The 12773-nt window shown below is 68.8% G+C and carries 12 protein-coding genes; 8 read left to right on the top strand and 4 right to left on the bottom strand.

Annotation, left to right across the window (positions count from 1 at the left end):
• Window positions 1-135 precede the first annotated feature (135 nt).
• The 7 genes from ACAM58_RS19520 to ACAM58_RS19490 all read left to right on the top strand — a co-directional run bounded on the left by ACAM58_RS19520 (window position 136) and on the right by ACAM58_RS19490 (window position 7197).
• Window positions 136-540 carry a hypothetical protein gene (locus ACAM58_RS19520; protein ID WP_015866759.1) on the top strand — a complete coding sequence of 135 codons (405 nt, stop codon included), beginning with the start codon at window positions 136-138 and terminating at the stop codon, window positions 538-540.
• 126 nt (window positions 541-666) lie between these two features.
• Complete coding sequence (locus ACAM58_RS19515) at window positions 667-2733, top strand: carbon starvation CstA family protein (protein ID WP_369663353.1); 2067 nt, start codon at window positions 667-669, stop codon at window positions 2731-2733.
• A gap of 13 nt (window positions 2734-2746) precedes the next feature.
• On the top strand, window positions 2747-2953 hold the full coding sequence (locus tag ACAM58_RS19510) for a YbdD/YjiX family protein (protein WP_015866757.1): 207 nt from the start codon (window positions 2747-2749) through the stop codon (window positions 2951-2953).
• A gap of 234 nt (window positions 2954-3187) precedes the next feature.
• The gene (locus ACAM58_RS19505) at window positions 3188-5347 is read left to right on the top strand and encodes a TonB-dependent receptor (protein ID WP_369663352.1); all 2160 of its coding nucleotides are present in this window, start codon (window positions 3188-3190) and stop codon (window positions 5345-5347) included.
• A 122-nt stretch (window positions 5348-5469) separates the two neighbouring features.
• A complete protein-coding gene (locus ACAM58_RS19500) occupies window positions 5470-5889 on the top strand; it encodes a hypothetical protein (RefSeq protein ID WP_015866755.1) in 420 nt (139 codons plus the stop codon).
• Between the two features lie 124 nt (window positions 5890-6013).
• Window positions 6014-6346, top strand: coding sequence for a DUF1161 domain-containing protein (locus tag ACAM58_RS19495; protein WP_015866754.1), 333 nt, complete (start codon window positions 6014-6016; stop codon window positions 6344-6346).
• Window positions 6347-6360: 14 nt separating this feature from the next.
• Window positions 6361-7197 (top strand): alpha/beta hydrolase, encoded by an 837-nt coding sequence (locus ACAM58_RS19490; RefSeq protein ID WP_369663351.1) that lies wholly within the window; start codon window positions 6361-6363, stop codon window positions 7195-7197.
• A gap of 18 nt (window positions 7198-7215) precedes the next feature.
• Here ACAM58_RS19490 and metC read toward each other — a convergent pair whose 3' ends face one another.
• The 4 genes from metC to ACAM58_RS19470 all read right to left on the bottom strand — a co-directional run bounded on the left by metC (window position 7216) and on the right by ACAM58_RS19470 (window position 11790).
• Window positions 7216-8418, bottom strand: a complete 1203-nt coding sequence (gene metC, locus ACAM58_RS19485; protein ID WP_369663350.1) for a cystathionine beta-lyase — start codon at window positions 8416-8418, stop codon at window positions 7216-7218.
• A gap of 35 nt (window positions 8419-8453) precedes the next feature.
• Window positions 8454-9464, bottom strand: coding sequence for a Bug family tripartite tricarboxylate transporter substrate binding protein (locus ACAM58_RS19480; RefSeq protein WP_369663349.1), 1011 nt, complete (start codon window positions 9462-9464; stop codon window positions 8454-8456).
• Between the two features lie 59 nt (window positions 9465-9523).
• On the bottom strand, window positions 9524-11110 hold the full coding sequence (locus tag ACAM58_RS19475; protein ID WP_369663348.1) for a rhodanese-like domain-containing protein: 1587 nt from the start codon (window positions 11108-11110) through the stop codon (window positions 9524-9526).
• A gap of 89 nt (window positions 11111-11199) precedes the next feature.
• Window positions 11200-11790 carry a mercaptosuccinate dioxygenase gene (locus tag ACAM58_RS19470; RefSeq protein WP_369663347.1) on the bottom strand — a complete coding sequence of 197 codons (591 nt, stop codon included), beginning with the start codon at window positions 11788-11790 and terminating at the stop codon, window positions 11200-11202.
• 108 nt (window positions 11791-11898) lie between these two features.
• Here ACAM58_RS19470 and ACAM58_RS19465 point away from each other — a divergent pair, with 108 nt between their 5' ends.
• Window positions 11899-12771, top strand: coding sequence for a LysR substrate-binding domain-containing protein (locus tag ACAM58_RS19465; RefSeq protein ID WP_369663346.1), 873 nt, complete (start codon window positions 11899-11901; stop codon window positions 12769-12771).
• Window positions 12772-12773: the final 2 nt, after the last annotated feature.

The following is a 12773-nucleotide window of genomic DNA, read 5'->3' as shown; positions in this document are numbered from 1 at the left end:
CCGGAAAAAAAAGCGGCCCGAATCCCACTCAACGCGCGGGTGTTGCCGTTGGTTCTACGGGGATGCCTGCGTTGGGACGGCCTGGCCGGTGTGGCATGCTGTGCCGGTATCACCGAAGCTCGGAGAGGTCCCCCCATGAAAAAAATCCTAGCCCTGGCCGTCCTGGGCATTGCCACCATCCTCCCGGCGTTCGCGCAGCGCGGCGACTTCTACGAGAACGACCGCCGCTACTGCGCCAGCGGCCGTTCCGGCGTCGACTTCAACACCTGCATGTGGCGCATCCAGCGCGACCGCGAAGAGCGCTATGACCGCCGCGAGCAGCGCGCCTACGAACGCGAGCAGCGGCGCGAATACGAACGCCGCGAGCGCTGGGCCGAACAGCCGCCTCCGCCGCCGGCCTACCGCCAGTGGGACGGCCCGCCGCCCGGCGAGCAGCCCCGGCTCAGCGACATGCAGCAGCGCGCGCTGGACAACTGCAACCTGCTGGCGCCGCGCGACCAGCCCCGCTGCCGCGCGACGGTGATGTCGACCGTGCGCTAGGGCTGTTCACAGGCCCTTCAGGGTTTTCCATTACGCAAAGCCACGCACGCGGGCCGCGCGGTCCGACGGATGCGCCCGCGCGCCCATGCGGCAAAACTCCCGGGTTCATTCCCAGGAGACATTCCCATGCACAGCATCCGCCGCCACCTGGTGTGGCTCGTCGTGGCCGTGGCCGGCGCATTCGCGCTCGGCACCGTGGCCCTCACGCGCGGTGAAAGCGTCAACGCCCTGTGGGTGGTGACCGCCGCGGTCTGCACCTACCTGATCGCCTACCGCTACTACAGCCTGTTCATCGCCGAGAAGGTGCTGGGACTGGACGGCAACCGCAAGACGCCGGCGCACCGGCACAACGACGGGCTGGACTACGTGCCGACCGACAAGAACGTGCTGTTCGGCCACCACTTCGCGGCCATTGCGGGCGCCGGTCCGCTGGTGGGCCCGGTGCTCGCTGCGCAGATGGGCTACCTGCCCGGGCTCTTGTGGGTGCTGGCGGGCGTGGTGTTCGCGGGCGCGGTGCAGGACTTCATCATCCTGTTCATCTCCACGCGGCGCGACGGCCGTTCGCTCGGCGACCTCGTCAAGCAGGAGATGGGCACGGTGCCCGGCATGATCGCGCTGTTCGGCACCTTCATGATCATGATCATCATCCTTGCGGTGCTGGCGCTGATCGTGGTGAAGGCGCTGGCCGAATCGCCGTGGGGCACCTTCACCGTGGCGGCCACCATTCCGGTGGCGCTCTTCATGGGCGTGTACCTGCGCTACATCCGGCCGGGGCGCATCGGCGAGGTGTCGCTGATCGGCTTCGTGCTGCTGATGCTCGCCATCTTCGGCGGCCAGGCCGTGAGCCAGGACCCCGCATGGGCGCCGCTCTTCACCTTCGACGGCAAGGCGCTCACCTGGATGCTCGTGGGCTACGGCTTCGTGGCCGCGAGCCTGCCGGTGTGGCTGCTGCTGGCGCCGCGCGACTACCTGTCGACCTTCCTGAAGATCGGCACCATCATCGCGCTGGCGCTGGGCATCGTGTTCGTCATGCCCACGCTGCAGATGCCGGCGCTCACGCAGTTTGCGAATGGCGGCGGGCCGGTGTGGTCGGGCAGCATGTTCCCGTTCCTGTTCATCACCATCGCCTGCGGCGCGGTGTCGGGCTTCCATGCGCTGATCTCCTCGGGCACCACGCCCAAGATGCTCGACAACGAGCGCCATGCGCGCTTCATCGGCTACGGCGGCATGCTGGCCGAATCCTTCGTGGCGGTGATGGCGCTGGTGGCGGCCTCGTGCATCGAGCCCGGCATCTACTTTGCAATGAACAGCCCGGCCGCGCTGGTGGGCAGCACCGCGCAGCAGGCCGCGCAGACCATCTCGAGCTGGGGCTTCGTGGTCACGCCCGAGATGCTGATGCAGACCGCCAAGGACGTGGGCGAAAGCACCGTCCTCGGCCGCGCGGGCGGTGCGCCCACGCTGGCCGTGGGCATGGCCCACATCCTCCACCAGGTGATCGGCGGGCAGGCCATGATGGCCTTCTGGTATCACTTCGCGATCTTGTTCGAGGCGCTCTTCATCCTCACGGCCGTGGACGCCGGCACCCGCGCCGGCCGCTTCATGCTGCAGGACCTGCTGGGCAGCTTCGTGCCCGCGCTCAAGCGCACCGATTCGCTGGCGGCCAACCTGTTTGCCACGGCGCTGTGCGTGGCGGCCTGGGGCTACTTCCTGTACCGGGGCGTGGTCGATCCGCTGGGCGGCATCAACACGCTGTGGCCGCTGTTCGGCATCTCCAACCAGATGCTGGCCGCGGTGGCGCTGCTGCTGGGCGTGGTGGTGCTGTTCCGCATGAAGCGCGAGCGCTATGCCTGGGTGGCGATTGCGCCGGCCGCATGGCTCCTGGCGTGCACGCTCACGGCCGGCTGGCAGAAGATCTTCTCGCCCGATCCGAAGATCGGCTTCCTCTCGCACGCGGCCCGCTACACCGAGGGCCTGGCCAACGGCGTGCTGGTGGCGCCGGCCAAGACGCCCGAGGCCATGTCGCGCATCGTCTTCAACGACCGGCTCGACGCGGCGCTGTGCGCGCTCTTCATGTTCGTGGTGCTGAGCGTGCTGGTCTACAGCATCAAGGCCTGCCTCGCGGCACGCGCGGCCCACCGGCCGACCGCACAGGAGACGCCGTTCGAACCGCTCGCCGCCTCGGCGGCGCGCTGAGCGGGAGGGTGCCATGGCTCTCGCATTGCCGGAAGCCGGGCGCTACTTCGCGCGCTCGCTCAAGCAGTCGCTGCGGCTCATGGTCGGGCTGCCCGACTACGACGCCTACCTGACCCACATGGCGGCCACGCACCCCGAGCAGCCGCCGATGAGCTACGAGGCCTTCTTCCGCGAGCGGCTCGAGGCGCGCTACGGCGGGGGCAAGGGGCGCTGCTGCTGAAGAGGGGCGGCGGCGGCGCCGCGCGCAAACCGCGCGGCTGTGTTTACAATCCCGCCGTTCGCGCGAAGCGAACTTTTGTTGCAGGAAGCCCCGGCCACGCGCCAGGGCGAACCGGGCAAAGGACCCAACCCAGATTTTTCTCCAGGCAGGGCGCATGCGGTTTCTCCATCGGTCGATGGAAGAAGCGGCATGGCGCTTCGCGATCCCAAAAAATCGCCCTGAGGGAAATTCTCCATGTCCGCTCGCCCGCCTGCCGTGCGTCGCCGCCTTCGCCGCACGCCGCTCTTCCTTGCCACCCTTGCCGCACTGCATTGCGCGGCCCAGGCCCAGACCTCGGCCAGCACGTTGCAGGAGATCACCGTCACCTCCGAGCAGGAGCCCGGCTATGCACCCTCGGTCGGCAGTACGGCCACGAAAGGCAGTGCGCCGCTGCGCGACATTCCCCAGGCGGTCAACGTGCTGCCCGCGCAGCTGCTGCGGGACCAGGGCGCCACCTCCATGCAGGACGCGCTGCGCAATGCGCCCGGCGTTTCCTTCAATGCGGGCGACGGCCAGCGCGACCAGGTGGTGATCCGCGGCTTCACAGCCATTGCCGACTGGTTCGTGGACGGCGTGCGCGACGACGCGCTGTACTTCCGCGACCTGTCGGACACCGAGCGCATCGAGGTGCTCAAGGGCCCGGCCGCGGTGCTGTACGGCCGCGGCTCGTCGGGCGGGCTGATCAACCGCGTGATGAAGAAGCCGATCTTCGAGCGCCCCTTCGGCGAGGTGTCGCTCGGCCTGGGCACCCATGACTTCAAGCGGCTCACCGCCGACCTCAACCGCCCCATCGGCGAGAACATGGCCTTCCGCCTGAACGTGGCGCGCGAAAAGTCGGGCAGCTGGCGCGACCAGCAGTTCATCGACCGCTACAGCATCGCGCCCTCGCTGGCCATGAAGTTCAGCCCGCAGACCGACCTGCTGCTGCAATACACCAACGCCTACGACCAGCGGCTGACCGACTTCGGCATTCCGGCGCTCAACGGCCGCCCGGTGAACGTGCCGATCGGCACCTACTACGGCTCGGCCTTCGCGAAGCGCGACGACACCACCACCACCCGCGTGCAGTCCTTCACCGCCACGCTCATCCACCGCTTCAGCGACACGCTGAGCCTGCGCAACACCACGCGCTACTACAGCTACAAGCTCGACCGCTTCAACACGCTGCCCAGCGGCACCACCGACCCGGTGCGCATGACCGTCGGCCGCACCCGCGGCTTCGTCGACCGCGACGAGAGCGGCTGGTTCAACCAGACCGACCTGACATGGCGCAACGAGCTTGGCGGCTTCAAGCAGGAGTGGCTGATCGGCGCCGAACTCGGCAAGCAGGACAAGCGTGCGTACACGGTGTCCTCGGCCACCGGCTTCGAGCGCGTGAGCATCCTGAACCCGGTCTCCGCGCCGCCGCCCATCCCGCTCGCCAGCTACCTGGCCAACAGCGCGATTCCGAGCAACTCCACCTTCAAGACGGCCGCGCTCTATGCGCAGGACCAGATCACGCTGGCGCCCCAGTGGAAGGCGCTCGTCGGCGGACGCTACGACGACTTCCGCCAGGAGACTTCCTTCGAGCGCACGCTGGCTCCCTTCTCGCGCACCGACCGCAAGTTCAGCCCGCGCGCGGGCCTGGTCTGGCAGCCGAGCGACTCGCAGTCCTACTACGTCTCGTACAGCCGCTCGTTCCAGCCTTCGGCCGAGACCTTCGCGCTGTCGGCCAACAACGCCGCCAACGATCCCGAGATCACCGTCAACAAGGAGATCGGCGCCAAGCTCGACTTCCTGGACGGCGCGCTCAACCTCACGGCCGCGCTCTTCAACCTGGAGCGCTCGGGCATCAAGAACACCGACCCGTCCAACCCGGCGCGGCAGATCAACGTGGGCACGCAGCGCACCAACGGCATGGAACTGGCGCTGGCCGGCAAGCTGCCGGGGCGCTGGGACGTCAGCGCGGGCTACGCCTACCTGGACGGCCGCATGGTCAAGTCGCTGGCCACCGTGAGTTCGCTGCAGCTGCCCATCGGCGCCGCGATGCCGGTGCAGGGCAAGGTGGCGCCGCTCACGCCGCGGCACTCGGCCTTCGTGTGGCTCATGAAGGACCTGGGCCATGGCCTGAGCGCGGGCGGCGGCGTGAACTACGTGGCCGCGCGCTATGCCTCGCTCAGCAACCTGGTGACGCTGCCTTCGTATGTCACGGCCGACCTGGCCGCAAGCTACAGGACCGAGCGCTACGAGCTCTCGGTCAACCTGAAGAACATCACGGGCAGGAAGTACTACGTGTCCGCGCACGGCAGCGTCGACAACCTGATCATGCCGGGACCGGGGCGCGAGCTGCAGGTGGCACTGACCGCAAAGTTCTGAAGCGCATGACGACGCGCAAGGGCTCAGGCGCCGGCTGAGCCTGGCTGCGCGAAATCCAGTTTCTCGCGGCCGCCGCCTGCTGCCACGATGGCCTCCACGCAAACGAGTGGTGGAGAACATCGATGGCCTCCGAATTGAATCAAATCGCAAGCTGGTCGCTGCGCTGGCGCATCGGCCTTTCGGGCGCCCTGTGCCTTGCGGCGGCGCTCTCTGCGGCGCAGCCGCCCGATGCGGGCGTCGTGCTGCACGCCGAGCAGCGTTTCCAGCTGGCACTGGAAGCGCAGGCCGCCCGCGACTACCGCGCGATGCTCGAACAGCTTCGGCAAGCGGCGGCCGAGGACCACGCCGAGGCGCAGGAGATGCTGGGCATGGTGCTGCTGGCGGGGCCGACGCTGTACGGCGCCGCCATCAGGGCCGACCGCTGCGAGGCCCGCGAGTGGATGCTGCGCGCCGCCTCGCAGGGCAGCGAGACGGCCAGGGTGCAGCTTGCCTTCCTCAACAGGCTGCGCCAGTCTCCGGCCGGCAGGAACGCCTGCGGCTGAGCCTGCGAGTGCGCGGTACGGGCAGTGACGCCTGGTTACCGCATCGTGCGCGAGGATGCGTCGCCGGAAAATGAAGGGCTAGACTCTTTGTTTGCCAAACCCTCCGCTGCGAGGCCGACTCATCATGAAACCCTGGTTGATTCCCATGGCGCTTGCCCTGGCGGGCACCGCCCACGGCGCCGAAAACTGCGAAGCCCTGCGCACCCAGATCGAAGCGAAGATTGCCGCGGCCGGCGTGACGCGCTTCGCCGTCATCACCGTCGATGCCAACGCAGAGGCGCCCGGGCAGGTGGTGGGCAGCTGCGATCTCGGCAGCAAGAAGATCGTCTACCAGCGCGAAGACGCTCCCGCCGCAGGCGCGGCCCCGGCGCGTCCGAGCGCAGGCCCGGCCGGCGAAGAGATATTGACGGAGTGCAAGGACGGCACGGTGTCCGTCGGCGGCGACTGCAAGAAGTAAGCAGGAGCCAAGCCTTGTCATCTTCCAAAGCCTTTCGCATTGCACTCTCGGCCTCGGCCGCCGCCATTGGCGGCATGGCGGCGTACTGGACCCTTCTTGCCACGCGGCAGGGGCACATCCTCTTCAACGCCAGGAAGCTTCCGGTCGTCCACCTGTCCGACGACTTTTCCACCTACTCCCACACCGTGCCGGGCGGCATGGTGCGCGGCTACGTCTACCACCCGCAGGGCGAAGAAGCGCTGCAGGACCTGTTCATCTATTTTGCCGGCCGGGGCGAGGACGTCCGCGCCACCGCGCAGGCGCTGCACTGGCTGCCGGAGGGCTTCGGATTTGCGGCGGTCAACTACCGCGGCGTGGCCGACTCCGAAGGGCATCCCTCCGAGATTGCCTCGGTGGCCGATGCGATCCAGTTTGCCAACCACCTGCGCAAGGCCTTTCCGCAGGCGCGCCTGCACGTGGTCGGCCGCAGCCTGGGCACAGGCGTGGCCATCCAGCTGGTGGCGCAGCAGGACTTCTCGAGCCTGCAACTGGTCACGCCCTACGACTCGATGCTCGAAGTGGCGAAGAAGCGCTTTCCGCTGGTTCCGCTCGCGCTCTTGCTGCGGCACCGCTTCGACTCGCTCACGCACTGCAAGGAAGTGGCCGCCAAGACCCAGGTGCTGCTGGCCGAGCGCGACGACGTGGTGCTGCCCGAGCGCTCGCAGAAGCTGATCGCGGCCTGGCCCACGCCCATCAGCGTGCAGACCGTGCCTGCCTCGGACCACCACAGCATCATGGGGCTCGAGGCGACCTGGCTCCATCTGGTCGACTTTGCGTTGACGGCCATCCTTCCCGAGCCGATCGCGGCCTGAGCTGCTGCGCAGGCGCCTTCAGACGGCACCGAGCGCCGCGAAGCCGCATTCAAGATCGCGCAGCAGGTCCGAGGGCGCCTCCAGCCCCACGTGCAGCCGCACGACAGCGCCGCGCGTGCTCCAGTCGGTCACGCTGCGCGCCGCGCGCATGTCGGCCCAAGCCACCAAGCTTTCATAGCCGCCCCAGGACGAGCCCCGGCCGAACAGCGACAGCGCATCGACGAAGCGCTCGACCGAGGCGTTGCCGATACCCGGCTGCAGCTCGAACGAGACCAGCCCGTTGGTGCCGCGGCAGTCGCGCTTCCAGAGCGCGTGGCCCGCGTGCTGCGGCAGCGCGGGGCAGAACACCGCCGCCACTTCGGGCCGCGCCTGCAGCCAGTGCGCCACCTCCATCGCATGCCGCTCGTGCATCTGCAGCCGCGCGGACAGCGTGCGCATGCCGCGCAGCACCAGCCAGGCATCGTCCGGGCTCACCGTCATGCCGAAGGCGTCGCAGCGCTCGTTGAGCGGCTGCCAGGCTTCGCGCGTGGTGGCCACGGTGCCCATCATCACGTCGGAGTGGCCCGAGAGGTACTTGGTGGCGGCCATCAGCGAGATGTCGGCGCCCAGTGCAAGCGGCCGGTATTGAACGCCCGAGCCCCAGGTGTTGTCCGCGGCAACGAGCGCGCCGCGCGCATGGGCCAGCTCGGCCAGCTTCGGCAGGTCGCACATCTCGTAGACCAGCGAACCGGGGCATTCGGCATACACGAGCTTCGTGTTGGGCTCGAACAGTTCCTCGATGCCGCTGCCGTCCGCGGCAAAGAAGCTGCAGCGGATGCCGTAGGGATCGAGGAAGGAATGCACGAGCTTGCGCGCCGGCTCGTACACGCTGTCCGACATCAGCACATGGTCGCCGGGCTTCAGGTACGACAGCAGCACCATGCCGATGGCGGCCAGGCCGGTGGGAAAGAGGCGCGTGCGGTGGGCGCCTTCGAGTTCGCTCACCGCGTCCTCGAGCGCGAAGGTGGTGGGCGTGCCGCGTGCGCCGTAGCTGAAGGCGCGCTCTTCGCCGCGCCGCGCGCGCGTCTCGCGCATGGCGGCCACGCTGTCGAACAGCACGGTGCTCGCGCGCACCAGCGGCGTGTTGACCGGCGAGCCGCCGAAGTAGGCCGGGGCCTTGCCGGCATGGGCGAGCCGGGTGTCGAGGGAGTGGCCAGCGGTGTCTTGGGGCGAATCGGACATGGTGTGTTCCAGCGAGCGCGGGCCTCTATGGTGCGTCAATCCGCCTTGGCGCCGGAAAGCTTGACGATGCGCGACCAGCGGTCGATGTCCTGGCGCAGCTGCCCGGCAAAGGCTTCGGGCGTGTTGGCCACCACCTCGCTGCCGCCGTCGGTCACGAGCTTGGTCACTTCGGGCAGGCGCAGCGTGCGCACGATGGCTTCGTTCAGGTAGGCCACGCGTTCGGGTGGCGTGCCGGCCGGCGCAAAGAAGCCGTACCAGTCCTCGAAGCGGGCATTGGCATAGCCCAGCTCCTCGAGCGTCGGTGCCTTGGCGAACACGCCGATGCGGCGCGGGCTCGTGACGGCCAGCACGCGCAGCTTGCCGTTCTGCACCATGCCCGCGACCGAGGAGGTCGAGGTCACGAGCACGTCGACCTGTCCGCCAAGCAGGTCGGTGAGCGCAGGGCCGGCGCCCTTGTAGGGCACATGCGTCATGTCCACGCCGCTGTCCTTCTGCAGCACCACGCCGACCAGGTGCGAGAGCGTGCCGTTGCCCGGCGTGGCATAGGTGACCTTGCCGGGGCTGGCCTTGGCGCGCGCGGCCAGGTCGGCGAAGGTCTTGTAGGGCGAATTGGCTTCCACCACCAGCGCGAGCGGCGCCGCGTTGATCTGCGTGATCGGCACGAAGTTCTTGATCGGATCGAAGCCGGGCGCGGCGTAGAGCGATGGGTTCACCGCCATGATCGACACCTGCGAGGTCAGCACCGTGTAGCCGTCGGGCTTGGCCTCGGCCACCGACTTGGCGCCGATGTTGCCGCCCGCGCCGCCGCGGTTGTCCACCACCGCGGCCTGTCCCATGATCTCCGGCAGCCGCGTGGTGACCAGCCGCGCCGTGGCGTCGTTGCCGCCGCCCGGGGGAAAGGGCGAGACGAACTTCACCGGCTGCGACGGAAAGCCGTTGCGCGCCGGCAGCGGCTGGGCCGAGGCCGGCTGCAGCGCCATGGCCGCGAGCCATGCGGCAGCGATTGAAAGACGGGCAAGGCTCGGAATGCGAAAGGCAGACGACATGACGAAACTCCTGGAATAGGAACTGACAACGGCGAACGGAGAAAGCGAAACCGGGTGAGCTAGGCGTGCCGCGCGGCGGAAGCGGTGGGCAGCCTGAAGGCCGAGCGCTCCTGCGCATCGAGCTGCGCGACCAGGCCGGTCTCCCAGGCGAGGTAGCGGCGCGCCGCTTCCTTGTTGCCGTCGTGGCGGTCGTGCACGAAGAACAGGTAGTCGATGCAGTCCGCGTCCGCGGGCAGGGCGGGCGTGGCCTGCACCGGCAGGCCGGCATCGCGCCATGCGGCCATGCCGCCTTCGAGCAGCAGCGGCGCGGGCGAGAGGCCGGCCAGCTCGGACGCCGCGGCCCATGCCGCGAGCGCAGCGTCGTCGGCCGCCAGCACGAGCTGGCGCGTTTCGCTCTTCACGTCCTGGGCGAGGCGCGGGCGTATCGACCAGCGCGCCTGCGGGATGTGGCCGGCGCGGAACTGCATGCTCGGGCGCAGGTCGACCAGCGCCACCTCGCCCTGCGCAAGGCGGGCGGACAGCGCCTCTGCATCGATCGTCGCCAGCGCGGGTGCAGCGGGCGCTGCGGCGGGCGCGAGCGACAGCCCGCTCGCGAGTCCGCCTTCGAGCACGCTCGCCTCGTGGCCCATCTGCCGCAGCCAGTGCGCGATGGTGGGCGCGCGCACGCCGTCGTCGTCGAACAGCACGAGCCGTGCGCCGCGCACGCCGACGTACTGGTCGCCGGCCTGCATCAACTGCCCGCCGGGCGTGTGCTGCGCGCCGGGCAGCGTGCGGGTCGCGAATTCCTCGGGCGTGCGCACGTCGCAGAGAAACAGGCTGCGGTTGGCATCGCCGGCCCATTGCTGCACCGTTTGCGCCGTGACCGTGGGCACGCCGAAGCGCTCGGCCAGTGCCTTGGCGGCCGGCCGCAGGTCGGTGTTGCCGCTGTCCGGCGCATAGCGCCGCGTGCCGCCGTGCTCCAGCGCGTGGTCGTTCAGGTACCAGCCCTGCGTGCCGTTCTCCAGCGCATAGACCGGGTTGGGCAGGCCCAGGTTGATGAGCGTCTGCGCGCCGATGATGCTGCGCGTGCGGCCCGCGCAATTGATGACGATGGGCGTGGTGGTGTCGGGCACCAGCCGGCGCACGCGATACGCGAGTTCGCCATTGGGGCAGCAGGTGGCCGTGGGGATGTTCATCTTGTGGAACTCGCTCACCGGCCGGCCGTCGAGCACCACCACCTTGTCCTTGCGCGCCAGCATCTCGGCCAATTGGTCGGCGCTCACGCGCGGCGTGTGATAGGCCTCTTCGGCCAGTTCGCCGAAGGTCTTCGACGGCAGGTTGACGCCCGCGAAGAGCGCATGGCCTGCGGCCTTCCAGGCGCGGGTGCCGCCCTGCAGAACGTGCACGTCGGTGTAGTCCAGCGCGGCGAGGCGGCGGGCGGCGCGCTCGGCCACGTCGGAATCGCCACCGTCATACGCGACCACGCGCACGCTGCGGCGCGGCATGAGGCGCGGCGCATCGAGTTCGAGCCGGCTGAAGGGCAGCGGAATGCCGTAGAAGAGGTGCGCCTCGCCGTACTGGCCGTGCTCGCGCACGTCGAGCAGCGCGATCTCGCCGTCGTCGTGCAGCCAGGATTTGAGGGTCTTCGGATCGATGAAAGAGGTCATGGAAAGCAAGCCGTTGGAACGAACGCGGTCCTGCGAGGCCGCGCCCGGCGCGGCCCGCATGAAAGAAACGAGGTTGAAAGAAGAGGGGGCTAGCGGCGCGTCTGCACGCCGATGCCCATCGTCTGGCAGGTGCCGGCTTCCAGGTCGTACGCGGTGCGCTGGTTCAGCGTCTCGAGCGCGCGGCCATACATGTGCAGGTGCCGAATGACCTGGTCGCCCTGGATCTCGACCGAGTGGATGTCCTCGGGCATCAGCGCAATGCCCTTGCCGGGCGCGACCACCACCAGCGCGGTTTGCTCGAGCTTGCCGACGCCCGGCGCCGAGCCGTCGTCGCGCCGCTCGTACACGCGGTTGTGCTCGGTGCCTTCCACCGCGGCAATGCAGGCCCAGGTGGTGTGGTTGTGCGGCACGATCTTCTTGCCCGGGCGCATCACGTTGAGATAAAGCGCATAGCTCTGGTCCGGGTCCTCGGCAATCAGGTAGCGGGCTTGGTGCTCGCCGGCCTCGGGCGCCGGAAAGTCGGCGGGGCCCCAGTAGTCGGTGCGCGCGGCCAGCCCTTGCAGCGCGTCGAGCACCGCATCGAGCTTTTCGCGGGTTGGTTCAGCGCCGCCAATGGCTTTCTTCATCCGGTCGATGGACGCGGCGACCGCCTCGCGGCGTGGGTCGGACAGGGTGCTCATGCAGGGTTCTCCAGTGGGGATGCGTGTCTTGGTGTGCATTCACTGTAGTGACCGGAGCGTGACCCGACAATCCAGCCGGCGCAAGTAATACATCAATAAAATTAATGTATGTCCACGCTCGATCTTGAATTGCTGCGCTCCTTCGCGGCCGTCGTCAGCCACCACAGCTTTGCGGCGGCGGCCGTGCACCTGGGTCGCACGCAGTCGGCCATCACGCAGCAGATGCAGCGGCTCGAAGAGCAGGTGGGCCACGCGCTGTTCGCCAAGCAGGGCCGGCAGAAGCGCCTCACCGAACATGGCGAGCGGCTCCTGACCTACGCGCACCACCTGCTCGCGCTCAACGACGAGGCGCTGCGCAGCCTGCGCCAGGGCGAGCTCGAAGGCAACCTGCGCATCGGTGCGCCGCACGACGTGGCCGAGACCATGCTGCCGCTGCTGCTCACCGAGGTGGCGCGCACCTCGCCGCTGCTGCAACTGGACATCCACATCGGCCGCAGCCCCTATCTCATGACCTCGCTCAAGAGTGGCGAGGTCGACATGATCATCTCGAACCGCGCCGACCCGCAGTTCGACGGCGTGGTGCTGCGCAATTCGCCGACCGTGTGGCTCTGCGCCGCCAGCTACGTGCACGACCCATCCAAGCCGGTGCCGCTGATCATGGCCGACGGCCCCAGCATCTTCCGCCGCATCGGCCACGAGGCGCTCGACGCCGCAGGCGTGGCCTGGACGCCGCGCTACACCTCGTCGAGCCTGATCGGCATCAAGGCCGCCTTGCGCGCGGGCCTCGGCGTCACGGCGCGCGGCGTGGAGCAGCTCGACGCCGGCCTGCGCGTGCTGGGCGCCGGCGACGGCATGCCGCGCCTGCCCGACCTGGCGTACTACCTGTACGTGCGCAGCCACGTGGTGAATCCGGTCACGCGGCAGGTGTTCGAGACCTTGAAGAAGCACCTGCGGCTGCCGCGCACCGACATGCCGGCTTGAAA

It is taken from the genome of Variovorax sp. V116, assembly GCF_041154435.1.
Lineage (GTDB): Bacteria > Pseudomonadota > Gammaproteobacteria > Burkholderiales > Burkholderiaceae_C > Variovorax > Variovorax paradoxus.
Note: the sequence above shows the minus strand (reverse complement) of the source record. Positions and strands in the feature narration are given on the sequence as shown.

Coding starts and splice junctions, on each gene's coding strand:
- ACAM58_RS19515 (WP_369663353.1), top strand. CDS start 667: ATGCACAGCATCCGCCGCCACCTGGTGTGGCTCGTCGTGGCCGTGGCC.
- ACAM58_RS19470 (WP_369663347.1), bottom strand. CDS start 11,790: ATGAGCACCCTGTCCGACCCACGCCGCGAGGCGGTCGCCGCGTCCATC.
- ACAM58_RS19505 (WP_369663352.1), top strand. CDS start 3,188: ATGTCCGCTCGCCCGCCTGCCGTGCGTCGCCGCCTTCGCCGCACGCCG.
- ACAM58_RS19495 (WP_015866754.1), top strand. CDS start 6,014: ATGAAACCCTGGTTGATTCCCATGGCGCTTGCCCTGGCGGGCACCGCC.
- ACAM58_RS19520 (WP_015866759.1), top strand. CDS start 136: ATGAAAAAAATCCTAGCCCTGGCCGTCCTGGGCATTGCCACCATCCTC.
- ACAM58_RS19480 (WP_369663349.1), bottom strand. CDS start 9,464: ATGTCGTCTGCCTTTCGCATTCCGAGCCTTGCCCGTCTTTCAATCGCT.
- ACAM58_RS19500 (WP_015866755.1), top strand. CDS start 5,470: ATGGCCTCCGAATTGAATCAAATCGCAAGCTGGTCGCTGCGCTGGCGC.
- ACAM58_RS19510 (WP_015866757.1), top strand. CDS start 2,747: ATGGCTCTCGCATTGCCGGAAGCCGGGCGCTACTTCGCGCGCTCGCTC.
- metC (WP_369663350.1), bottom strand. CDS start 8,418: ATGTCCGATTCGCCCCAAGACACCGCTGGCCACTCCCTCGACACCCGG.
- ACAM58_RS19465 (WP_369663346.1), top strand. CDS start 11,899: ATGTCCACGCTCGATCTTGAATTGCTGCGCTCCTTCGCGGCCGTCGTC.
- ACAM58_RS19475 (WP_369663348.1), bottom strand. CDS start 11,110: ATGACCTCTTTCATCGATCCGAAGACCCTCAAATCCTGGCTGCACGAC.